Source organism: Nodosilinea sp. FACHB-141 (assembly GCF_014696135.1).
Classification (GTDB): domain Bacteria; phylum Cyanobacteriota; class Cyanobacteriia; order Phormidesmidales; family Phormidesmidaceae; genus Nodosilinea.
In genome coordinates this window covers 426,178-447,636 of the sequence record NZ_JACJPP010000013.1, presented here as the reverse complement: position 1 = coordinate 447,636, position 21,459 = coordinate 426,178, and the positions used below count along the sequence as shown (strand labels likewise).

Here is a 21,459-nt window from a genome sequence, read left to right as displayed (position 1 = left end):
AACTTACCCCATCTATCCAACTTTTGTGCGGGGAGTAGGGCAAGTTTGCTGGTCGGATAGCTGGGTTGCAGGTGGAAAGGTTGACAGTCGTCTGGGCTGGCTCATCCAAACGGTAAATCTGTGCACTCCGCTCGTCTATCCAAAACCCAGGTTCCTACAGCAGGCATTTGAGGAAACTTCCAATTCACTTGCCACCCGCTATATCAATGAATGACCCTGTGGTGTAGGAGGCCTCTGACGAAAGCAGCCACAAAATCGCTTGGGCCACTTCCACCGCTTGCCCGCCTCGCTGCATGGGTACAGCAGACTGTACACGCTCGACGCGATCGGGCTCTCCGCCTCTGGCGTGAATATCGGTGTAGATGAACCCCGGGCGCACCGCGTTGACGCGAATGCCCTCGGCGGCCACTTCCTTCGCTAGGCCAATAGTGAGACTGTCGATCGCGCCTTTAGACGCGGCGTAGTCTACATATTCTCCTGGCGACCCCAGCCGCGCCGCCACCGATGACACATTGACGATCGCCCCACCGACCCCGCCATACTTCGTTGACATGCGCTTCACGGCTTCCCGCGCGCAGAGAAAGCTGCCGGTCACATTGGCGGCAAAGACGCGGTTGAGCCGGGCGGCATCGAGTTCATCCACGCGCCGCTGCTGCTCTAGAATGCCGGCGTTATTCACCAGGGCCGTCAGCGGGCCCAGCTGCTCATCCACTGTTTGAAAGAGGCGCAGAACCTCGTCTTCTAGAGAAATATCAGCAGCGACGGCGATGGCCCGAGGCCGGTCTCCGACCATCGCCCGTCCACCCGCTTGGACAATTGAGTCAACCACCCCGTGGGCCGCCGCTTGGCTGTGTAGATAGTTGACGCAGACCGCATATCCTCGCTCAGCCGCTAAACGGGCCGTAGCAGCGCCAATTCCCCGACTGCCACCGGTAACGACCAAAACCTTTGCCATCAGCGAAACCGAAACGATGATAGCGATTCAAATTCGGCAAATTCAGCCTCGAGCTGCCACTGGGTGCGGGCGCGATCGCTCCCCGCCAAAAAGCCAGCGCAGCCCGCCGAAGTCGTTGCTGAACCAGGAACATCATCGGCACAGGGAAGTGAGAGCTGGTTAAATTCGGGCGAGGCCCAAAGACTATCCCCCGTTAGAAAGCTATATTCCAAGCTGTTGCGGGCCAGCTGCTTAAGATCGCGGTAGCCCAGGTTGTAGCGCTGTGCCGCCAGCCCATACTCGTTGCTCAGGTCGATGCGAGCGATGCCCTCGTCGTCGGAGGCCAGGGTCATCGGTACCCCAGCGGCCCGGTAATCGAGAAAGGGATGCTCGTCGCCCTCGACATTGAGAATTACCTCGTTGCTGGTGAGGCAAATTTCCACCAGTACGCCCCGGCGGCGCATTTCCTCCAGCAGTTGAAAGGGCTCGTTTTCGTAAAGAATAGCGACCCCGTGGCCAATGCGGCTGGCCTGGGCTACCTCCACGGCTTGGCGAATGTGAAAGCGCAGGTCATCGGGCGGCACCAGTCCCAGGGTCAGCTCTCCGGCGTGAAGCGAAATGTTGACCTCAGGAAACTGGGCTTTAAGAAAGCCGAGCATCTCCATGTGCAGGCTATAGTCGCGCAGGGCCACAGGGTTATCTTCTGGAGCCACCAGGTTGATGCCGACCACTCGGGAGTCGGCTTTAGCCAGCTCAAAGGCGTAGACAAACTGGGCAAAAACCTCCTCGGGCAGGCGGGTGCGGGTGGTCTGCTGCAAATATCGCACTGTCACCTCACAGCCGGGCTGGGGGCGCGGTGTCTCACAGCCTAAGGTTTTGTCCACCTCGCGTTCGAGGGCGGCCATATCCTGACTGCCCTGGGCAACTAGATCCATTAGGCCCTCGTCGAGCAGCCGCTGGCGCATTTGGGCAAAATTGCTGTTCCAGCCCACGGTTCGTCCCAGCTGCCTCGCCTCGCTGCCTTTGACCGTCATCAACAGCTCTAGGTAAGAAATATGCTGGGAGGCGGCGCGATTGGCGACCTCAGCCACCATGTCATCCTGGCGGGTTAGGGACGAGGAGATCGCGTCAAAGCCGCCGAACGCCTCAAAAAACTGATCGTGGCCCGACTGGTTGGCAAAGGGTAGATTGCGGGTCGACCAGAGATTGACCAACGCATCGTAGGTGGCCGGGCGGCCGTAGAGCTGGGCCGCCGGAAAGTAGCTGCTGTCTTGATTGCAGGCGCTGGGCTCGACTAGGTCAGGCCCCGCCGGATCAATGCAGTAGCCGTCTGCCGCCGCCCACTGTATGTAGCGCTCGGCATATACAGCCCCGCTCAAGTGGCTGTGAATATCGCCGCCCTTTGGCATGCGCTGCACAAAGGCCCGTAGTAAGGTGGGGCGATCGCGATTGGCCTCAAACCATTCTGCTACCTCGGTTTCCGCCTGACGGCTCGATGCCTGTACCTGGAGCACTTCCTGCGCCATGACCTCAGACGAAGCTACTACGCTAGAGCCGATCAGCAGTCCCCAAAAAGCCGCAGTAGCGGAAAGCTTTGCCATAGAGGGCGATGCTACCAAACGCACAATTTGCCGCACTATATCGCCAAACCTAAGAATGCTCCTGCTGCCGTTCTGAAAACTTAATTTTTACGTCTATCTACAGCGAATTTATGCCCAGATGCAATCGCGAAAAAACCATCCTCGGCTATTTACTCAGGGGAACCCAAGGTGAAATATCAATAATGTCGAAGAACCAAGAATCGAGCCGATTCAAAAAAACTTCAGTTGATTGAAGTTTGCGGTCGGGCTACATTTTGTCTTTAGCATCTAGCTCTGCAAACACATCTTTGGCGACTAGCAATGAATTGACCGCAGCAGGAAAACCTGCATACACGGCCATTTGCATGATGACTTCAACAATCTCATCTCGGGTGCAGCCTACATTTAAAGACCCTTGAATGTGGGCTTTCAGTTCAGTGGGAGCATTGCCAAGGGTGACTAAGGATGCGATCGTAGCGATCTGCCGCTCCTTTGGAGATAGCCCGTTGCGAGAATAGATATCGCCGTACGGAAACTCAATAATAAAACGCGCAAAGTCAGGGGCGATGTCACCCAATGCATTCATCACGCCTTCGCCAATGTGGCCATGAATTCTGGCCAGCGCCTCTTGCCCACGGGTATACCGAGTTGAATCCATCGAGTGTCCTTTCTCAAAAGTGGTTTTCCGGGTGGTTACTTGGCTTCCATCCAGTTTGGCCCGGCGTGGGCTTCGACCTTGAGGGGCACCTTTAGCTCCACGGCAGATTCCATTACGGCGGTGATTTTAGGCTGGAGTTCTGCCCACTCGTCGGGGGGCACCTCAAATACCAGCTCGTCGTGGACCTGGAGGAGCAGGTTAGCTTGATAATCCTTCAGCAGCTCGTGCAAGTGAATCATGGCAATTTTGATGATGTCGGCGCTGCTGCCCTGGATGGGTGCGTTGGCTGCTGCCCTTAGAGAGCCGGCATCGAAGCCGTTGGAGCGCAGAGAATCTAGATCAATACTGGCTGGATCGGTGCCGCGCAGCGATCGCAGCTTGCCATCAGTAAAGTTGAAATAGCGCCGCCGCCCGTAGATAGTCTGCACATAGCCCTGGGCGATCGCCTCTCGCTGCATTTTCAGCAGGTACTCAAACACCTTTGGGTAGCGCTCGTAGTAGCGATCGATAAAGGTCTTAGCATCGGCGCGGTTGACCCCAGCCTCGCGGGCGAAGCGAGAGGCCCCCATGCCATAAATGACGCCAAAGTTAATCACCTTGCCCGCCCGCCGCTCTTCCGCCGTGATGTCGTCTTTCTCGAACAGCAGCCTAGCGGTGAGGCCGTGCACGTCGTCGTTGTTTTTGTAAGCCTCCACCAGCACAGGTTCACCACTGAGGTGAGCCAGAATGCGCAGCTCAATCTGCGAGTAGTCTGCCGCCACCAGCTGCCAGCCGTTTTCAGGAATGAACGCCGCCCGAATCTTGCGGCTAAAGGCGGTACGAATGGGGATGTTTTGCAGGTTGGGGTTCGACGATGACAGCCGCCCGGTGGCCGTCACCGCCTGGTTAAAGTCAGTGTGCACCCGATGGGTTTCGGGCCGAATCAGGGTGGGTAGGGCATCCACATAGGTAGATTTCAGCTTAGAGAGGGTGCGGTGCTCCACCACCAAATCCACCACAGCGTGGTCGCCCTGGAGTTTCTCCAGAGTTGGCGCATCGGTAGAATAGCCGCCCGACTTGTTTTTGCGCGACTTGCGCTTGTCGAGGCCCAGCTTTTCAAAAAACAGCGTGCTCAACTGTTTGGGAGAACCCATATTAAAGGTTTCCCCAGCGGCTTCATAGGCGGTTTTTTCTAAGCGGGCCAGGTCAATCTCAAGCTGTTTAGAAAATGTAGCTAGGTAGTCGGGGTCAATGCGAATGCCCGTACATTCCATCTCCGCCAGCACTGGCTCTAGGGGCAGCTCGACCTCGGCAAATAGGGTTTTGAGGTCGGGAACTTCGTCTAACTCAGCCTGAAGCTTGGGTACTAGCAGGTAGGTGGTGTGAACGTCGGCGCCGCAGTAGTTGGCTACATCGGCGATCGCCATATCCGCGATCGTCTTCCCCTTGGGCACCAAATCCTCATAGCTCTGGGCGGAGAGGTTGAGGTAACGCAGGCTCAGATCGGTCAGGTTGTGGCTGGTTTCTGGGTTGAGCACGTAACTGGCCAGCATAGTGTCGAAGACCACGCCCGCTAGGTGTATGCCCTGGTGGCGCAGCACGAGGCGATCGTATTTGGCATTTTGCAGCGCCTTGGGAAACTCAGCGCTCTCGAGAATGGGGCGCAGCGCCTCTAGCACCATCTCTAATGGCAACATTTCTCCATCGCTGTGTCCCACAGGAATGTAGGCCATCTCGTCGCGGCCTGTGCCCCAGCAGCAGCCGATGCCCACCAGCGCGGCGTCCCTGGGCTCCAGCGATGTCGTCTCGGTGTCCCAGGAAACAGGAGTTTGGGGGTCTTTTTGCGCTGAGAGAATGTCGAGCAGTTCGTAGAGCTGGGTCTCAGTGGTGATGATTTGAGGGGCGATCGCCACCTCATCCACCCCTTGGGCACTGTCCGTTTCCTCCGCCGTAAAGAAGGCCACATCCGCGCCGCCAGTATCCCGAAAGCGGCTGACGCGACTGGGTTCTTTGCTGCTGGTGCTGGAATTTTCACTTAGGGCCTGGCTGGCTTTCGCCGCTGTTTCCTCGGCAGCCTGGCCTCCAAAAGCGATTTGCAGCTTGCCCAGCCGGTTGACAAAATTTTGGAACTCCAGCTTTTTGAGTGCCGGAATCACCAGGTCGGGGTCAAAGCCATCGAGCTTGCAGGTGGCCAGGTCGATGGGCAAATCCACATCGGTAACAATCTTGGCCATGTAGCGCGAGTGGTAGGCCGACTCTTTGCCTTCAATCAGCTTTTTCTGAGTCGCGCCCTTGATGTTGTCGATGTCAGCGTAGATGGCATCGAGGTCGCCATACTCAGCCAGCAGCTTAGCGGCGGTTTTGGCCCCAATGCCTTTAACGCCAGGGATGTTGTCTGACGAGTCACCGCACAGCGCTTTGTAATCCACCACCTGGTGAGGAAAAATATCGAGCTTGGCCTTGACATCCTCAATCTTGAACTCCTGCGCCATCCCTGTCTTCGGCCCCTTAGCAAAGGCGTTGCCCAGGTGCAACACGGTAATGCACTCGTCAGGGTCAATCAGCTGAAAGAGATCCTGATCACCGCTGAGAATCTTGACGCAAAACCCCTCTGCCAGCGCCTTAGTCGCCAGGGTGCCGATTACATCGTCGGCCTCGAAGCCGGGAGCGACGTAGATGTTGAGGCCAAAGTCAGTCAGCAGTTCTTTGAGATTCCGCACGTCTTCGCCAAAGCCTTCAGGGGCTTCAGGACGACCATCTTTGTAGGTGCTGTCTGCCGTGTGGCGAAAGGTGGGCTGGTCGAGGTCAAAGGCGACGGCGGCGTACTCGGGCTTTTCGACCTCCATCATGTCGAGCAGCGACTTCAAGAAGCCGTAGCACACGCTGGTGGGAATACCGGTGGAGGTGCGCAACCCGCCGTCGGCATTTTTCGCAAAGGCAAAGTACGAGCGAAAGGCTAGGGAATGGCCGTCTACCAGCATTAAGGTGGGCTTGTCGGCTTGGGAGGAGGTTGCTGCCACGGTTTCTTGAGAGCGAGGTTTTGAGTTTCTATTGTAAGGGGCTGGGCCAATCTCGACTTCCCAGAGCGCTGACCAGGACGCGGAGCAAATCTTCTAAATCGGCAGGCACTCGGTAGATATTGAGGTCTTGGGGCGTATCAATTTGCGCAACGAGGGCAATGGCTCGTCCGAAGCGGTTGATACTAACTTCAGTCCGTGTTCTGTAGGGGTAACACCTATGCCTGAGATGCTGAGCCTAAAGCCGTTAGGCTGTGTATTGGTGGTAGCTTTGGCAGCGACTACACCACTCTCCGTTAATGCCCAGGGCACCCCTTCTCGGATCGCCTGTGAAACGATGGCTTCTCTGGGCCGGGGAGGGAGTTTAACCTACCAACTAGCGGGCAGCCTGTCAGAGAATACGGCGGCAGACAACCTGCAAAACCCGAAGGGCACAGCCCTGACCCTAACGGTGCAGTGGCAAGATCAAACCGGTCGGGTGCAAACCCTGCTCAATGCCTCTGCTCTGAGTGCTTATGGGCAACTGGCTTCTAATGCTGCCTATGCTCAACTGCCCTTTGAAGACCCTTTTCGTGGTCAGCCCAACAATGCTGAGCATCTCTATGGGATACCCGATTCGGTGCATGGCCTCTACGTCAGTCTGCGCCCCACCATCGAACTGCCCCAGCAGATGCAGGTTGTCCACTACTTGAGCCCTAGTGAGTACGTGCGCTCAATGGTGGGCACCTGCCAGACTGCGAATGCCGACCTCGACGGGGCGATTGACGAGCAGTTGGCGCTGTTACAAGAACGCCTTCAAGCTCAGGACTGGGCCGCTGCCGATCGCATAACCCGACGGTTGCTGGCCCCAGGGACAACCTCACGGCCACCTTTCGATCCCCTACCCTCTGATCCAGTATTGTTGCGGCCAGAGCTGATAAACGCCATTGACCAGATGTGGCTAACGGCTAGCAGCGGGCGGTTTGGACTCAGTGTGCAGCGGCGTCTTTGGCAGGAGGCGCTGGCTGCTCATCCCAATGATGGTGCAGCGGCGGTCAATGCCTTTCGCGATCGCGTCGGCTGGAAACTAGCGGCTCCTCGTGCTGAGGTTGACTTCATCAGCAGTGACTGGTTAAACGAGTCGGAGTTGACCTACTCGTTGCAGGCTCCGGAAGGACATCTGCCCTGGGCTGGCGTGTCGGATGAGGTGGTGCAGGCGACTGCGGTTCCACCAGCAGGGGTGCATTGTGGTAGTTGCACGGTCGATGCCATGCAACTCCGCAACGAACGCTTCTATAGTTACATTCCAAACCTGATGGAACGGGTGGCATTGTATCTAGACCGGCCAGTTTCCCAGAATGCACCGTAGCAACGCCTGATACAGCGCTGGCCAGCGGCTTAAGACAGTAGCTCAAGGTGTAGTGGCCAGGGATGGGGTGAGGGGGCGATCGCCCCGTCTGTCCACGCCTATATCACAACCGGCAACCCATAGGGTAGGCTAGGAAAGCAAATGACACACCCTAAACCCATGGCCAACCTCGAACCCACCGTCACCCCAACCATTGAGCGTTCTAAGGCGGGCTTTAATGACTATGCCGAACGGCTCAACGGGCGCGCCGCCATGCTTGGGTTTGTGGCGCTGGTGCTGTTTGAGATGGCCACCGGACAGGCGATCGTCACCTGGCTGGGGTTGCGCTAGGTAGACTTTTTGCCGCATTGGGAACGATGTTTTATAACTAAGCCAGACTTCCCCAGGTCTTTGCCGAAAAGTTTCATTCGGCATTCCCTTTTTAAGGGAGACAGGGGGAATCTTCAGAGGCCACTTCACCGTCAATAAATCTGCTACATCCAGGAGACCAACCCATTAAGGTGCTTTTTAGAAAACAACCGTGGCTAGCTACAGCGCTCACCGTAGGTGCTGTCGATGGCCTCATGGGGGCGACAGAAGACAAGGTCTCTTTGGCGTTGTTTGGCCTGCTGCTGGCGGGCGGGGCCGTAACCCTAAGTTGGGGACAGATTCAGCGTCATGCTACCTCTAGCAAAATGCCGGTGCTGCTAAACCCACCGGGGCAAGTTTACATTCCGACATCCATGGGCCGAAACGACCTACAGGCCAACACGGGCGACGAATCTACCCCCTGAAGCGGGCACTTGGCCTGACTACAGGAGCGGCAGTTGGCATTGAGCAGATATTCTAAACTGCGCTGGCGGTAGAGGCTGACGTTTTGGCGAATGTAGCCCTCAACCTCGAGCTCTGACAAGTTGTCGGCAATCAGAATGGCCTGGGGAGTTGCCAAGGCCTGACGGCTGAGGTTGATGGCGGCCAGGTTGTCGCAAAAGCTGACCTGGGGCGAATGCACCACCACCGGCAGCTTTTGGGGCTGGCTGCGAAAGCCCTCGGGACGCTGCTGGGCGTAGTGGTCTTTAAATTGCAGGGTGACAGTGCCGTCGGCGTAGCAGCGGCTGCGAATGTGACGCTGAAAGGGCACGGTGAGAAACCCATCGGGCGCGAGGCTGTACCACCACGACTTGTGCCATCCCTGGGAGGGCAGGTTGAGAATGTGCTGCACCTCGTCGGGGTCAAAACCCGATCGCGCCAGCAAGGCCTCAGCTTCGTTCAGAGAAACATTTTGCGCCAGGGTGGCGAGGTCGGAGTGGCAGGGGGTGATGGCCTGGTATTCGCGATGGTTGTGGACATCGGGCAGTGGTGGCGCATCGGGATAAGACCCGGCCAGCACGCAGTTGATGTGCTCGAAAGTGAGCGCGGCATCCATGCGGCCCTGGGCATTGGGCAGGGGAACGCCGACCTCGACGGTGACGGAGCCAATTTCGTGGGGGTGGGCGATCGCAGGCAGACTCTCGGTGAGCAGCGATCGCAAAAACCCATCGTCAGCCACGGCTAGAGCCAGCTGCGGGTCAGCGGTAGACAGGCTACTTTCCGGCTGGGTGCGTTGAAAAGGCTGGGCGAGAGGAGAGCTAACCATAGGTAAACACTCGCCAAAATAATGAGGAGTACCGCTATTGAGTGGGCCTAGATCTAGCCATCAAACCCGTTTCACTGTTCTATCAAGTCGGTCAGCCGCTAGGGAGCGCCACGCCAGGAAACGTTGCACAGGTTTGCACAGCGCAACGTAACCGCCGTACTTTGTTACCTTTTTTGGTGCCCCTAGCAGCAGAACCGCACCTTCAATAAAAAAAGCGCCTCTGCGATGTCACGCAGAGGCACTCTTGCTTTACCTAAGGATCAACACACAACCAACCAAAACTAGACGTTTGTCGAGTCGTCCACTGAGGTTTCGACATCGTCCAACACAACGATGCGGACGGGGGTGGGCGCAGGGGGCTCAGCGGGCTGACCCAGTTTGCTGTAGGCCAGCGTCAATAGGGAGCGAAAGCCTCGCACTAGGGGCCGGACAACGTCGTAGCGATCGCCCTGTTCCGTAGCCATTTTGGTGTCGAAGCGATCAATTTGAGTTTGAAGGCCAGACAGAATTTGCTGGGCCCAGCCGACTTTGCGATCGTCGGCTAAATAGCGCAGGTCGGCAAAGATTTGTGCCCAGGTGGGGGCAGGGGTGCTGGTCCCGGTAGAGGTCTCAGCGTTAATCGCTTCGGCCTGAACAGCCTCGGCAACTGCATCGGCGACAGCTTCAGCGGTAGCTGCATCGGCGGCTTCGTTGGCTCGAAGTTGCGCAATCATTTCCGCCAAGGTTTTGCGACCTTGGGTTTCGATTTCGCCAGAGCCCTCTCTGAGTTCAGCCAGAGCTTCGGCAGCGGCAGCTTTAACGATTTCGCGAATACGGCTAGCACGCTGGCCACCTTCTTTTTGGGCTTTTTCCCACTCGGTCTTAACGCGGTCTTGTACGGTATTGGTCATGAGGATTCTCCTAATTGGAAAATGGGGTTGAAAGAATGTTGAATTGTGTCCAATTTGGTCGTGGTGTTTGCTCACCAACAGCGCTTAAAAACCGAACCTGAACTGGATTTAGCGAACGGTAACAGCGTCTACATCAATTACTGTTGCGCTGGTATCTACGGATTCTGTCATTGCGATCGTTTCATCGACCTGGCGTATATTGCGTCTGCGATCAAGTAGGATTTGGGTGATTTCGGTGACGGCGATCGTAGCAATCAGGCCATCGTCAAGCCAACCCAAAACCGGAAGAAAATCGGGAGAAATATCAATGGGGCTGACCAGATAAACCAGGGTGCCAAACAGCACAACCCAACGATATTTAGAGTTGCGTAACAACTGACGGTACCAGTTCATAAAAGGCCTACCAAAAAATCGCTTTGCCATTGCTATCTCCTTGCGCCGATATGTTCATCTTGACAGAATCAAAGGGTGCGCACAGGTGTGGCTTACCCCTGTAAAAACAGGGTTTTTACACCGAATAAACCGTAGGAGGAGAGCCGTAGGGGTAGGGGGTGAATGGGTAGGGGGTGCAGCGAGTGATGGTCTAGGCGGCGTCAGGTTCGGGTCGGGAAGGAATCGCTTCTCTGGGAGACTCCGGGGTATGATGTGGCAGATTTTTCGCGGGCACCTGGGTTATGTCATCCTTTCAACTGCGTATTTATGTTCCGCCGCATCCTTTGGTTAAGCATTGGTTGGGGGTGGCTCGCGATGCTGATACGCCGGGGCCGCTGTTCCGCTCGGCGATGGAAGAATTGGGCCGCTGGCTCACCTACGAGGCTATTCGCGAGTGGATCCCAACGATGGATACGACGGTGAATACGCCTCTCGGCCCGGCTCCGGCCACCTTTATTAACCCTGAGGTACCAACGATGATTGTGCCGATTTTGCGGGCGGGGCTGGCGCTAATGCCGGGGATTCAGGCCCTGCTGCCTCTGGCCTCGGTGTACCACGTAGGCTTTGTGCGCAACGAAGAAACTTTGGAAGCGAGCTGCTACCTCAACAAGCTGCCAGCTCAGCTCGACCCTGCCACGCGGGTGATCATCAGTGAACCGATGCTGGCCACGGGCGGCACCATCATGGCGATGATGGAGCAGCTGACTCAGCGGGGCATTGACCCGGCGGTGGTGCGAATTATTTCGATTGTGGCGGCACCACCGGCCCTGCAAAAGTTGGCGGCGGCCTACCCTGCGGTGACTATCTACACCGCCATGATTGACGAAGAGGTGAATGAGCACGGGTTCATTGTGCCGGGGCTGGGGGATGCGGGCGATCGCACCTTTGGTACCTAGCCCACTCGCCACCCAAAATCCGTCAGAATGAAAGCGGTATCGGGGGCGATCGCCGAATTTGTACTGTGCAGTTGGCCGGTTGCTTTGCCACAATTAGAGTATTGTAGGCTTCGGTTCTTTGGGTTAAATGGATTAACGACCTATGAGTCAGCAAGACAATTTCGTCGGTGGATTTCTGCTCGGCACCCTGGTGGGTGGCACCCTGGGTGGTGTTGTTGGTGCGCTGGCGGCTACGCGCATTCAGCAGTCGGGGGGCAAAACCAAATCTGCGCTACCCAAAACCGGCGGTAGCCTGGCCTTCGGCGAGTTTGACGACCCCGACGAAGAGAGCATTGAAGCTGCCCGCCTCGGCCTAGAAGACAAAATTGCCCAGCTCAACGATGCGATCGATGATGTGCGGCAGCAGCTCGGCGGCATCAACGGCCACTCTGAGCGCCCTTGGGAAAGCCCATCCCGTATAGACTCTTAAGCAAATCTACCGGGTTCGTCCCGTGCTGGACGAAGCAAACCGTTACACTAACTGACAGACTTAGACGCTCCGTGTATTGTTGATAACGACTACTGCCGAGGTTCTCAAATGGACATATTGGTACAAACCCTCACCACGTTTTTATCGATCTATACGATCTTGCTGATCGTACGTATTCTTCTGAGCTGGTTTCCCAATGTGGATTGGTTTAGCCCGCCTTTCTCGGTGCTGAGCCAGCTAACCGACCCCTACTTGAACCTATTCCGCTCGATTATTCCTCCCCTGGGCGGCATTGATATCTCGCCAATTCTGGCCTTTTTGCTGCTGTCGTTTGTGCGGCAGGGGCTGGTTGCGATCGCCGCCGCCACGGCATCATCCTACGCCTACTTCTAGGCTCCTACTGCCAGATTTAACTCAAGCCTGACCGCTGGACTCTCCCGTTTGGAGAGGAGCTAGCGGTCAGGCTTAACTGCTTTAAAGGATTGCCGCTCGTCGTAGTCCGGGGGCCAGGGTTCCCTATAATGGGGGCTTGTGACGTTTTGCCATTCACCTGCCCCTAGCTATGTCGTCTGACTCTAACCGCCCAGGCCAAAGTGCTTCTAGCCTTGAAGAAATTCGTGCGGCGCGGCTGCAAAAGGTAGAAGACCTCAAGCAGCTAGGCCAAAATCCCTTTGCCTATCGGTGGGATGTCACTGACCATACCGCCGATTTACAGGCCAAATATGCTGATTTAGAAGCTGGAGCCGAAGTGGATGCCCCTGTTTCCCTCGCTGGGAGAATTTTGGCGCGGCGGGTGTTTGGCAAGCTGGCCTTCTTTACCTTGCAAGATGAGAGTGGCATCATTCAGCTCTACCTGGAAAAAGCCACAATTCAAGAGAACATGGGCACTGCGGATGAGCAGGCCTTTGAACACCTGAAGCAGCTCACCGACGTAGGCGACATCCTCGGCGTGCGCGGCACTATCAAGCGTACCGAGAAGGGCGAACTCTCGGTCAAAGTGCAGGAGTATGCCCTGCTGACTAAGGCGCTGCTGCCTCTGCCCGACAAGTGGCACGGCTTGACGGATGTGGCCAAGCGCTACCGCCAGCGCTACGTCGATTTAATCGTCAACCCCACCGTGCGCGACACCTTTCGCAAGCGGGCACTAATTACCTCCGGCATTCGTCGTTATTTAGAAGATCGGGGCTTCTTAGAGATTGAAACCCCAGTGCTGCAAAGCGAGGCCGGGGGGGCCGAGGCGCGCCCCTTCGTCACCTACCACAACACTCTGGAGATGGATCTCTACCTGCGTATCGCTACTGAACTGCACCTGAAGCGGCTGGTGGTGGGCGGCTTTGAGCGGGTGTTTGAGATTGGCCGCATCTTTCGCAACGAGGGCGTGTCAACTCGCCACAACCCCGAGTTCACCAGCGTAGAGTTTTACCAGGCCTACGCCGACTACCACGACCTGATGAATCTTACCGAAGACCTAATTGCTACTCTAGCCAAAGACATTCTGGGCACGCTCAAGATCACCTATCAGGGTGTAGACATTAATCTGACTCCGCCCTGGAGACGGGTGACGATGCATGATCTAGTGCAGGAGCACACTGGGCTAGATTTTCGCCAGTTCACCACCTTAGATGAGGCCAAAGCGGCGGTTAAGGATCTCAAGCTGCATGGTGTCGAAGACTGTGACTCGGTCGGCAAACTGCTGAATGAAGTCTTTGAGCAAAAAATTGAAGAAACTCTGATTCAGCCGACGTTCTTGATCGACCACCCAGTCGAGATCTCGCCTCTGTCGAAGCCCCACCGCAGCCAACCCGAGGTGGTGGAACGATTTGAGCTATTTGTGGTGGGCCGAGAAACTGCCAACGGCTTTTCGGAGTTGACCGACCCCATCGACCAGCGCCACCGGTTTGAGCTGCAGGCGGCACGCAAGGCGGCGGGCGATCTGGAGGCTACTGGGGTAGATGAAGACTTTTTGACGGCTCTGGAGCACGGTATGCCGCCCACCTGCGGTGAGGGCATCGGCATCGATCGCCTGGTGATGCTGCTCACCGATAGTCCCAGTATTCGTGATGTGATCGCCTTTCCGCTGCTGAAGCCGGAGCGGGAGGAGTAGGCAGATAGGCGGGTGGATGGGTGGGACGGTGGATGAGGTGAGGAGCGGGGAAATCCCGAAATCGCCAGTCCAAAATTGCTTGGCTTAACGAAAAGCTCCCCGCCTAGGCGGGGAGCTTTTCAAATATAGGGAGTTCAGCTAGAAAGTGGGGTTCTGTATAGTAAGGGTGCAGTGGGTTTGCCCGGTTATGACCTACCCACGCATAAGATTCCCATGCTGGGGCCCAAATTTCGTAAAGAACTGCAAAAAAATCTCTAACTTCATCGGGTATTTATAGGCAGGGTAAAAATTTTGCTGGGGCTGGCACCAAGCTCAAGGCAACGGCGTCTAGGCTTGGATCGGTGTGACTTTGGCGCGGTACAGCAGGCGATCGCCTTGACGGTAGCCCACATGGCTCACCCTCGCTGGCTGGCCTGGCGATAAAACGCCGGCCTTGGGTTGATGAATCTGCGGGTCGTAGGACACTTCGGCCCCGACCGTTTCTATAGGGGTGACCCCCCAACTTTGTACGAGGGTTTCTACGGGGCGCACCAAGGGGAGCAGTTTTTGGGCGGGAAGATCGGCCTTTTGCTGGGCGGCGTGGGCGGCGGTGGGCCACTGCACCAACCAAGGCTCTAGCTGGGCAATCGCCTCCTGCTGCACCTGCTGGCGCACGGTGTCGGCTTGGGTGACGAGCTGAGTTTGGAGGCGATCGCACTCCTGCCGCAGGATCTGAATTTGATCCATCGCCTCATTCTCAGAGCCTCCTCTAAGCTGGGACACATTGAGCGAGCTAAACCTATTCACCAAATCCTCTAGCGACAATCCTAGAGCTTGGCTGAGGCGTTGCAGCACGTCCACCCGCAGTCGCCCAACCTGTCCCTGGCGCAGGCTGTCGATCGCTGAACGAGGCACGCCGCTGGTCTGGCTGAGGGCACGGTAGCTGGCAATATTTGCCTCGGCCATCAGCGATTGCAGCACTGGGCTGTGGTCTACCCGGTCAGAACTAGAACTTGCCATAGCCCTCCGCCAACGGTTGGTGCTTCCCTAAAAATTGAGGTCTAACTCTTCCGGCGGGCGGTTTTGCAGGTCGGGGAGATTGCTGCCAGTGGTTGGCTCTTGGTCGCGCATGCCTTCGCCCAGCGGATCGCGGGGGCGAGTTGCCGGCGGGGTTGTAGGCCGAGGCGCTGGGGCAGTTTGGCTACTGCCGCTGGAGGTGCCGCCCCCCTGATTAATGATTACGGGCTGATTGGGTCGAGGGTTGAAGGTCTCAAAGGTAACGGCACGCACCAGGGGCGGGTTTTGGCCATCTGTGACCCGTAGGGTCACGGTGGTAGTGCCCGCTGGGCTGAGGGGCATCGACAGCGCCCCTTGAAGGCCCACCGTTCCCGGTGAAGGCAGCAGTTCAACTTTGGCCGTTGAGCCGCCCTCTACTCGCCAGGCCACCTGGAACCCAGGGATTTGCTGACCCGGCTCCACCGGCACTAAATATTTGGGCTGAGCCTCACGTCCATTGATGGTGAACGAGGCAATGCGCACCGGGCGGGGCTGAATATTCACCACTTCGCTTTGTTTGGCCGCTGGCAGCTCGCGATCGCCCAAGTTAGCCGGTACCGGGGTGAGCTCAAACTGGTACTGCCCCACCTCCATCATGCCGCTGGGCACCCCCTGGCAAATTAGCCGGTCTTCAAGTTTGCAAAAGGGCTGAAGCTCTTCGGGCAGGGCCACCTGGGGGCTATTTGGTTTGCGCAGGGCAAACCGCCGCCCCCCTATGGTCGTGCCATCGGGCCGCTTGACCACCAGCAGTAGGTCTTGCAGGCTTGCGGGGTTGGTGACAATCCAGCTGACGCGAATGCCAGCATCAGTAACGGGCGGGGCCAGAGTTGGCATGTTGGCCGAAACCTGGGTGCCGGCCTCAGAGTAAATCACCTGATCGGGGGCGAGTTCGACCACGGTGGGCTGGGGCAGGTCGGCTACGGTGACTAGACTGCTCTCGGCCTGGATAGGGGCTAAGTTCAGATCCATATCGGGCAGCAGAGTGAGCTCAAAGCGGTATTGGCCCGGCTCACGCAGTTCGAGGGGCACTTCGCGACAGGTGAGCAGCTGTCTGGTCTGGTCGCAGTACGGCAGCAGACCAACCGGCAGTCCCTCCGATAGGTCGTAGGTTTCTGGGCCAAATACTAGGGTGCCGTCTGGGGCGTAACCGCGCAGCAGGATGGTCTGCACTTGGCGAGGGTTGCTCACCTGCCAGCTCAGGAGCGGGCTTTCCCCACGAGCGATCGCATACTCACTCTGGGAGGGCAAAATATCCATCACGTAGGGATGCGACGGCGTGCGCAAAGCCCACCACAGCAGACCGCCGAGACCGCCCAGGGCTCCTACCCCAGCGGCGATCGCCAGTCTTCTCTGCCACCGAGGGCGCGGCCGCGGCGCGGGCAACGGCGCTAGGGTGATAGCCGCTGCCGTCGCTGCGCTCTCCACCGCTGGGTCGTTTTTGAGTTCTGGCTCGTGCCACTGTTCGATTTGAGACCCTGCCATAGCCGTTGTTTGTCCTCACATTCCAGGGCAGCATAGCGACTTAGCGGTGCCCCTGCCAACCACCTCGACTCACCAATGCTCTAATGGTGACATTCTATCTATCACGCGCTGCTATCTCTTTCGAGCTGCTATCTATCTCAAGGATGAGTTCTAAACCCTAGAACCCATCGAAACTAGTCCTTATCCTACAAAAGGTTTGAGCCATGTCAGACGATCTAATAGAAGATGTCTTTCCTGAAGCTGATTCACCCCAAGATATTCAGTGGGCCGCTGACTCGGCTGATGAACCTACATTTCCAGAGGGAGCTTGGACAGATAAAACAGCTATAGTTCAAGACCTTCTGGAGGGCCGCAAGTACCAGGTTAAGTTTGAAGGGGTCTACTGGACTGCGATCGCAGCCTCCGCCGCAGTACCGCTGGTGCCTGGCGACACCGTGGCTGTTCTGGGTCGCGACGGCAACGAACTAATTGTGCAAAAGCTGCCCGAGGACCAACCCGATCTTCAGCTGCCTAATGTTGCAGTCGGCTCCGAGGGTCAAGCGCCCCTGTCAGACCCCCTGATTTAAATCATCCCCAGCGGTGCTTGTCCTGACGGCAAACCTAGTTGAGGTCGCCAAGACCGAGCGTGACTATCCCTGTCCAAAGAGGGCGATGAGAAGAGGGTCCTCAAAAGACAGAGGTTTTTAGGCTACACCCCCACACGCTAGCCACAGCAGACGCGCTTAATTGTTTCAACAGCGTTCAACACCAGTTACTCTTATCCCTCGGCTTTAGTCGGGGGATTTTTGGATTTTTTGAAAGATATGCTCAGTCAGCAGGTTTGGCTACGCCCATGCGAATTTCTGAGCAAAACGATGCCGTTTGCACATCCTCTCCAGTTTTAAGCACGCTGGTGCGCATGCGCAGGTTGGGGTTTACAAACCACAGGCGTTCTTCTACCTGCCCCGCGTCGGTGGGGGTAACAATGGTTAACACTTCATCCTCAACCCGGTAGCTGCCCTGGAGCGCCGGTGAGGCCGTCGGCGCTTGCACCAGCACCCCGTCCCCTGCATCGGTGGGAGTCATAATCACCATCAGGGCACTGCTCTGAATTTTTTGGTTGTCGCCCTCAAGCTGGCTGTCTTGGTGAACCCGCAGGCCACAAGCAATCTGGCTAGGGTCGTGGCCAAGGGTGGTGCAAACCTGAGCTAGGTCGGTATCGGTGGCAGGCAGAAACTCAATTAGCAGATTAGACTGCCCCGCTTGGGAACTCTGACCAGCCAGGTTGTGAATGGTGCGCTGAGAAAACCACTTGCCGGCCAGGGTTTCAAAAAAGTTCACAATTTCCATGGGGATAATCTGCGTCTCGACAAACAGTCACAGTCTTTAATTCTAAAGCGAAGCGCTCCCTTTTCCCGCCTAGGCAATGGGCGACTGTGGTGTCTGTCTGTTCAAGGGTTCAACGCCGGAGCTGCAACAGCTCAAGGAAAGCTGTTTAGAGATTAGCGGTGCTGACAGCGTGGGCTGTTTGAGGCGTGGGGCGACAGGTAGTTCGGCCTGTCCGCAGAGAATTGTTGCTGAGAGCTAGCGATATGAACCCACTGTTTAATTTAAAAATCCGGTCTCTGTAAGCAGCTGCTGTAAGGTTTTATGGGGAAATTCAGTATTCTTTTTGGTATTTCCCCAAATATCAAAAAAGAAATCCCGCATGAGCAAAATCACACTGCAGTATTTGACAACAACAGCCACCCAGGATGCACCGAAATCCATTGTGTTATTAGTATGAATTTGCCCTAGGTTTGCGAGCAGTAGGGTAGCTAACTCATAGCGCTTGGTGTTGTCTTTTATGCCGCACATGATCCTAATGCTGCGCTTGGCCTGCTGTGAGCACGAATCGTAGTGCCACTGCACCATATGGCCGACATTGCGAAAAACTTCACCATAGTCGTAGAGCCTATGGGTCTCAAAAAAAGCGCGTTCATGATCTGATAACGCAAAGCTCTGATCGAGGGCTAGGCCAAAATCGGTTAGATATAGTTGTTTGCCGTCGGTAAGAATATTACGAAAATGGGCATCGAAATGAATAACTCCTTTAGCACCCAAAAAAGTAATAATCTCGCGTAGACTGTCTAGGACTTTTGGTAGTGTGTGTGGATGGTGCTGGAGCCAAGTTGCCAGCGTCTGCGGCAGGTATTCTAAAAACAAAACTAGCTCATATCGGGCGTTTGCCCGCTCTAACATATAGGTGCCAGTGTTTTCATGGTTGCCCCAATACGCTACAAATTCTTTGAGGCAATCTTTGTCAACCTCTGTGGGTAAACCTAAATAAGGCAAGATTCGATAGTGGTACACCAAAGGAAAAGCGGCGATCGCCCCCTCCAACACCCATTGGCTGGTTTTGATATGGGTAATAAGCTCACGAAAGACATTCAACCCGGCGACGCCTAGCCCCGCAGAGCCAAGGCCGTAGTTAAAATAAGTAGGCAAGTCGTAGAGATTTTTGGTAGAAAATAGATTGTCATATTCCAATTGGGTGACGGGAATACGTTTGACAAAAACTTGAGATTGCCCAACGGTGATCGTCTGGGTCAAACCCCACCCAAGCTTCGATTTACTATCACTTAGCAAGGCGTGCAACTTTTGGCTGTCGAGTTGGGCAATTTTTGCGCTTAGCTCAAAATATTTTTCTAAGCGATCGCCCACAGAATTGTTTGACATCTTTTCCCCTACCACAGCACTCGAAACTACGTTAGTTCAAAGCCAAAAAAGCATTTTTCTTATAATTTTTTGTTAGACCATCAACGGAGACGATGGCGGAAGCAAATACACGAGAGTGGAGGCTGTGCCCCAGAGTAGCCGCGCTCAATGGGTACTGCCCTACCGGTAACCTTCGAATTGTGTACAAATGTTGCGATACAAAAAGTGCTGAACCCCTTTTCCCGTAAGAATTTAGAAGCATCACAGAGTGATAAGCTAACGGTTACGCTGAAAACTGTTTTGTAACGCTGTTCTTGTAAATTGGTGACGCCTTCCATGACCGCAGTGAACCAGGTACCTTTGTTGCTCCGCGCTGCTCGCCACGAAGCGCTAGAGCGCCCGCCGGTGTGGATGATGCGTCAGGCGGGTCGCTACATGCAGGTGTACCGCGACCTGCGCGATAAATATCCGTCCTTTCGCGATCGCTCTGAAAACGCCGACTTGGCCATTGAGATCTCGCTCCAACCCTGGCGCGCCTTTCGCCCCGACGGCGTGATTATGTTCTCCGATATTCTGACGCCGCTGCCGGGCATGGGCATTCCCTTTGACATTATCGAGAGCAAGGGGCCAATCATCGAGCCGCCCATTCGTACCCAGGCTCAGATCGACGCGGTGCACCAGCTGGACCCCGAAACGGCGCTGCCCTACATTCGCACCATCCTGCAAACCCTGCGCCAGGAAGTCGGCAACGACGCTGCCGTGCTGGGCTTTGTGGGCTCTCCCTGGACGCTGGCGGCCTACGCGGTGGAGGGCAAGACCTCCAAGAGCTACACCAATATCAAGGGCATGGCCTTCAGCGAACCCGCCATGCTGCACACCCTGCTGGGCAAGCTGGCCGACAACATCGCCACCTACGTACGCTACCAAATTGACTGCGGTGCTCAGGTGGTGCAGCTGTTTGACTCCTGGGCTGGGCAGCTTAGTCCGATGGACTACCGCACCTTTGCTCTGCCCTACCAGCAGCGGGTGGTGCAGCAGGTGAAGCAGACCCATCCAGATACTCCCCTGATTCTCTATATCAGCGGTAGCGCCGGTGTGTTTGACCTGATGGGTGAGTCGGGCGTCGATATCGTCAGCGTCGACTGGACGATGGACATGGCCGAAGCTCGCCGCCGTCTGGGTCCCAATATTGGGGTGCAGGGCAATATCGACCCGGCAATTTTGTTTGGCTCCCAGGATCTGATTCGCGATCGCATCCTCGACACCATTAAGAAAGCTGGCAATCGCGGCCACATTCTCAACCTGGGCCACGGCATTTTGCCCGGTACCCCTGAAGAGAACGCTGCCTACTTCTTTGAAACTGCCAAAAACATCGACAAGCTGCTGGCGACTGTTTAGAGCAACGCCATAGAAGACTTTTGGAGAAGGGGTGCAGGGTTTAAGGTTTAAGGTACAAGGTCTGAAACAAGGCCTTGAACCCTAAACCTTGAACCTTGAGCCCCTTTTCCTATGCTCTCCCTTACTCAGGGCCATTTACGCCTGCTGGAAATTTGCCCCCGGCGCTACCAATACACCTACCTGGAGCACCACACAGCCCCTATGGATCCGGCTGTGGCAGAGCGGCAGCGGTGGGGCACGGAGTTTCACCGGGTGATGCAGCAGCGAGATTTGGGCCTGCCCGTCGATGACTTGCTCAAAGAAGACGCTGCCCTGGATGCGGCGGTGCATAGCTTGCTGGCTGCTGCGCCAGAGCTGTTTTTGCCCCAGGTCGATGGCTTTCGCCAAAGCGAGCATCGTCGCACCTTGGCCTTTAATGGCTACACCCTCACTGCCATTTACGACCTGCTGGTAATGGGGCCGACCAGCGGCCAAATTGTCGACTGGAAGACTTACCAAAACCCGCCGCAGCTGGCCCAGCTAACCCAGGATTGGCAGACCCGCCTGTACCTCTATCTGTTGGTCGAAACTAGCCACCTGACCCCAAAGCAGGTGACGATGACCTACTGGTTTGTGGCCCCTCCAACGGCTCAGGCCGAGCCTAAGCCACCCAGCAGTATCACCATTGCCTACGATGCCGCCCAGCACTGCCGCACCGAGACTGACCTGCAAGGACTGACCGACACTTTGACCGCCTTGCTGGCCACCGAGGCCGATTTGCCCAAGGTCGACCCAGCCCTGGGCTACTGTGCTCAGTGCCCGTTTGCGGTGCGCTGCCAGCGGTGGTCGGAGCGCTTTGGCCAGGAGGGGGTGATGACCTTGCCTGCGATCGCAGATATTGCCGAGGTGCCTCTGTGAGCCTCCCTCTGAGGATATAAGGTCGCGGTGAGACTACAATTGCCCTCGT

The 21,459-nt window shown here is 56.3% G+C and carries 21 protein-coding genes; 10 read left to right on the top strand and 11 right to left on the bottom strand.

Features of this window, described 5'->3' with window-relative positions:
* Positions 1-184: 184 nt before the first annotated feature.
* The 4 genes from H6F59_RS15825 to polA form a co-directional block, all read right to left on the bottom strand.
* Positions 185-955, bottom strand: coding sequence for an SDR family oxidoreductase (locus tag H6F59_RS15825; protein ID WP_190701936.1), 771 nt, complete (start codon positions 953-955; stop codon positions 185-187).
* Positions 955-2,535: a hypothetical protein gene (locus H6F59_RS15820; protein ID WP_199325801.1), complete on the bottom strand. Its 1,581-nt coding sequence runs from the start codon at positions 2,533-2,535 to the stop codon at positions 955-957. Before H6F59_RS15820 ends, H6F59_RS15825 begins: the two co-directional genes overlap by 1 nt.
* A 247-nt stretch (positions 2,536-2,782) precedes the next feature.
* Complete coding sequence (locus H6F59_RS15815; protein WP_190514555.1) at positions 2,783-3,172, bottom strand: carboxymuconolactone decarboxylase family protein; 390 nt, start codon at positions 3,170-3,172, stop codon at positions 2,783-2,785.
* Between the two features lie 35 nt (positions 3,173-3,207).
* Entirely contained in the window at positions 3,208-6,171 is a 2,964-nt protein-coding gene (gene polA, locus H6F59_RS15810) for a DNA polymerase I (protein WP_313887226.1), read from the bottom strand.
* A gap of 217 nt (positions 6,172-6,388) precedes the next feature.
* Between polA and H6F59_RS15805 the strand changes: the two genes are divergently transcribed.
* The 3 genes from H6F59_RS15805 to H6F59_RS15795 all read left to right on the top strand — a co-directional run bounded on the left by H6F59_RS15805 (position 6,389) and on the right by H6F59_RS15795 (position 8,289).
* Positions 6,389-7,516 (top strand): GUN4 domain-containing protein, encoded by a 1,128-nt coding sequence (locus tag H6F59_RS15805; RefSeq protein WP_190701932.1) that lies wholly within the window; start codon positions 6,389-6,391, stop codon positions 7,514-7,516.
* Between the two features lie 159 nt (positions 7,517-7,675).
* Complete coding sequence (locus tag H6F59_RS15800) at positions 7,676-7,846, top strand: chlorophyll a/b-binding protein (protein ID WP_190702182.1); 171 nt, start codon at positions 7,676-7,678, stop codon at positions 7,844-7,846.
* 170 nt (positions 7,847-8,016) lie between these two features.
* On the top strand, positions 8,017-8,289 hold the full coding sequence (locus H6F59_RS15795) for a hypothetical protein (protein ID WP_190701928.1): 273 nt from the start codon (positions 8,017-8,019) through the stop codon (positions 8,287-8,289).
* Here H6F59_RS15795 and H6F59_RS15790 read toward each other — a convergent pair.
* The 3 genes from H6F59_RS15790 to H6F59_RS15780 form a co-directional block, all read right to left on the bottom strand.
* A complete protein-coding gene (locus H6F59_RS15790; RefSeq protein ID WP_190701924.1) occupies positions 8,223-9,131 on the bottom strand; it encodes a hypothetical protein in 909 nt (302 codons plus the stop codon). The two genes, H6F59_RS15795 and H6F59_RS15790, sit on opposite strands and share 67 nt — an antisense overlap.
* A gap of 281 nt (positions 9,132-9,412) precedes the next feature.
* Positions 9,413-10,021 carry a hypothetical protein gene (locus H6F59_RS15785; RefSeq protein WP_190701921.1) on the bottom strand — a complete coding sequence of 203 codons (609 nt, stop codon included), beginning with the start codon at positions 10,019-10,021 and terminating at the stop codon, positions 9,413-9,415.
* A 108-nt stretch (positions 10,022-10,129) separates the two neighbouring features.
* Entirely contained in the window at positions 10,130-10,444 is a 315-nt protein-coding gene (locus H6F59_RS15780; RefSeq protein WP_190701917.1) for a YkvA family protein, read from the bottom strand.
* Between the two features lie 251 nt (positions 10,445-10,695).
* Here H6F59_RS15780 and upp point away from each other — a divergent pair, with 251 nt between their 5' ends.
* The 4 genes from upp to lysS all read left to right on the top strand — a co-directional run bounded on the left by upp (position 10,696) and on the right by lysS (position 13,922).
* A complete protein-coding gene (gene upp, locus H6F59_RS15775; protein WP_190701913.1) occupies positions 10,696-11,349 on the top strand; it encodes a uracil phosphoribosyltransferase in 654 nt (217 codons plus the stop codon).
* A 142-nt stretch (positions 11,350-11,491) separates the two neighbouring features.
* Positions 11,492-11,818 (top strand): hypothetical protein, encoded by a 327-nt coding sequence (locus tag H6F59_RS15770; protein ID WP_190701910.1) that lies wholly within the window; start codon positions 11,492-11,494, stop codon positions 11,816-11,818.
* Positions 11,819-11,926: 108 nt separating this feature from the next.
* Positions 11,927-12,211, top strand: a complete 285-nt coding sequence (locus H6F59_RS15765; protein ID WP_190514563.1) for a YggT family protein — start codon at positions 11,927-11,929, stop codon at positions 12,209-12,211.
* A 169-nt stretch (positions 12,212-12,380) separates the two neighbouring features.
* Positions 12,381-13,922 carry a lysine--tRNA ligase gene (lysS, locus tag H6F59_RS15760; RefSeq protein ID WP_190701906.1) on the top strand — a complete coding sequence of 514 codons (1,542 nt, stop codon included), beginning with the start codon at positions 12,381-12,383 and terminating at the stop codon, positions 13,920-13,922.
* Positions 13,923-14,249: 327 nt separating this feature from the next.
* On the opposite strand, the gene H6F59_RS15755 is transcribed toward lysS, so the two are convergent.
* Positions 14,250-14,921 carry a helix-turn-helix domain-containing protein gene (locus H6F59_RS15755; protein ID WP_190701903.1) on the bottom strand — a complete coding sequence of 224 codons (672 nt, stop codon included), beginning with the start codon at positions 14,919-14,921 and terminating at the stop codon, positions 14,250-14,252.
* A gap of 27 nt (positions 14,922-14,948) precedes the next feature.
* Positions 14,949-16,439 (bottom strand): hypothetical protein, encoded by a 1,491-nt coding sequence (locus H6F59_RS15750; RefSeq protein WP_190701900.1) that lies wholly within the window; start codon positions 16,437-16,439, stop codon positions 14,949-14,951.
* 203 nt (positions 16,440-16,642) lie between these two features.
* Between H6F59_RS15750 and H6F59_RS15745 the strand changes: the two genes are divergently transcribed.
* Complete coding sequence (locus H6F59_RS15745; RefSeq protein ID WP_190701897.1) at positions 16,643-17,005, top strand: NfeD family protein; 363 nt, start codon at positions 16,643-16,645, stop codon at positions 17,003-17,005.
* A gap of 241 nt (positions 17,006-17,246) precedes the next feature.
* Here H6F59_RS15745 and H6F59_RS15740 read toward each other — a convergent pair whose 3' ends face one another.
* A complete protein-coding gene (locus H6F59_RS15740; protein ID WP_190701894.1) occupies positions 17,247-17,768 on the bottom strand; it encodes a phycobiliprotein lyase in 522 nt (173 codons plus the stop codon).
* A gap of 255 nt (positions 17,769-18,023) precedes the next feature.
* Positions 18,024-19,136 carry a hypothetical protein gene (locus H6F59_RS15735; protein WP_190701891.1) on the bottom strand — a complete coding sequence of 371 codons (1,113 nt, stop codon included), beginning with the start codon at positions 19,134-19,136 and terminating at the stop codon, positions 18,024-18,026.
* Between the two features lie 315 nt (positions 19,137-19,451).
* Here H6F59_RS15735 and hemE point away from each other — a divergent pair, with 315 nt between their 5' ends.
* A complete protein-coding gene (hemE, locus tag H6F59_RS15730) occupies positions 19,452-20,513 on the top strand; it encodes a uroporphyrinogen decarboxylase (RefSeq protein ID WP_190701887.1) in 1,062 nt (353 codons plus the stop codon).
* A gap of 111 nt (positions 20,514-20,624) precedes the next feature.
* Entirely contained in the window at positions 20,625-21,410 is a 786-nt protein-coding gene (locus H6F59_RS15725) for a PD-(D/E)XK nuclease family protein (RefSeq protein WP_190701884.1), read from the top strand.
* The last annotated feature ends 49 nt before the right edge of the window (positions 21,411-21,459 follow it).

What these genes read in the sequence shown, in the direction of transcription:
- H6F59_RS15825 (WP_190701936.1), bottom strand. Translation starts at nt 955, where the DNA reads ATGGCAAAGGTTTTGGTCGTTACCGGTGGCAGTCGGGGAATTGGCGCT.
- H6F59_RS15820 (WP_199325801.1), bottom strand. Translation starts at nt 2,535, where the DNA reads ATGGCAAAGCTTTCCGCTACTGCGGCTTTTTGGGGACTGCTGATCGGC.
- H6F59_RS15815 (WP_190514555.1), bottom strand. Translation starts at nt 3,172, where the DNA reads ATGGATTCAACTCGGTATACCCGTGGGCAAGAGGCGCTGGCCAGAATT.
- H6F59_RS15805 (WP_190701932.1), top strand. Translation starts at nt 6,389, where the DNA reads ATGCCTGAGATGCTGAGCCTAAAGCCGTTAGGCTGTGTATTGGTGGTA.
- H6F59_RS15800 (WP_190702182.1), top strand. Translation starts at nt 7,676, where the DNA reads ATGGCCAACCTCGAACCCACCGTCACCCCAACCATTGAGCGTTCTAAG.
- H6F59_RS15790 (WP_190701924.1), bottom strand. Translation starts at nt 9,131, where the DNA reads ATGGTTAGCTCTCCTCTCGCCCAGCCTTTTCAACGCACCCAGCCGGAA.
- H6F59_RS15785 (WP_190701921.1), bottom strand. Translation starts at nt 10,021, where the DNA reads ATGACCAATACCGTACAAGACCGCGTTAAGACCGAGTGGGAAAAAGCC.
- H6F59_RS15780 (WP_190701917.1), bottom strand. Translation starts at nt 10,444, where the DNA reads ATGGCAAAGCGATTTTTTGGTAGGCCTTTTATGAACTGGTACCGTCAG.
- upp (WP_190701913.1), top strand. Translation starts at nt 10,696, where the DNA reads ATGTCATCCTTTCAACTGCGTATTTATGTTCCGCCGCATCCTTTGGTT.
- H6F59_RS15770 (WP_190701910.1), top strand. Translation starts at nt 11,492, where the DNA reads ATGAGTCAGCAAGACAATTTCGTCGGTGGATTTCTGCTCGGCACCCTG.
- H6F59_RS15765 (WP_190514563.1), top strand. Translation starts at nt 11,927, where the DNA reads ATGGACATATTGGTACAAACCCTCACCACGTTTTTATCGATCTATACG.
- lysS (WP_190701906.1), top strand. Translation starts at nt 12,381, where the DNA reads ATGTCGTCTGACTCTAACCGCCCAGGCCAAAGTGCTTCTAGCCTTGAA.
- H6F59_RS15755 (WP_190701903.1), bottom strand. Translation starts at nt 14,921, where the DNA reads ATGGCAAGTTCTAGTTCTGACCGGGTAGACCACAGCCCAGTGCTGCAA.
- H6F59_RS15750 (WP_190701900.1), bottom strand. Translation starts at nt 16,439, where the DNA reads ATGGCAGGGTCTCAAATCGAACAGTGGCACGAGCCAGAACTCAAAAAC.
- H6F59_RS15745 (WP_190701897.1), top strand. Translation starts at nt 16,643, where the DNA reads ATGTCAGACGATCTAATAGAAGATGTCTTTCCTGAAGCTGATTCACCC.
- H6F59_RS15740 (WP_190701894.1), bottom strand. Translation starts at nt 17,768, where the DNA reads ATGGAAATTGTGAACTTTTTTGAAACCCTGGCCGGCAAGTGGTTTTCT.
- H6F59_RS15735 (WP_190701891.1), bottom strand. Translation starts at nt 19,136, where the DNA reads ATGTCAAACAATTCTGTGGGCGATCGCTTAGAAAAATATTTTGAGCTA.
- hemE (WP_190701887.1), top strand. Translation starts at nt 19,452, where the DNA reads ATGACCGCAGTGAACCAGGTACCTTTGTTGCTCCGCGCTGCTCGCCAC.
- H6F59_RS15725 (WP_190701884.1), top strand. Translation starts at nt 20,625, where the DNA reads ATGCTCTCCCTTACTCAGGGCCATTTACGCCTGCTGGAAATTTGCCCC.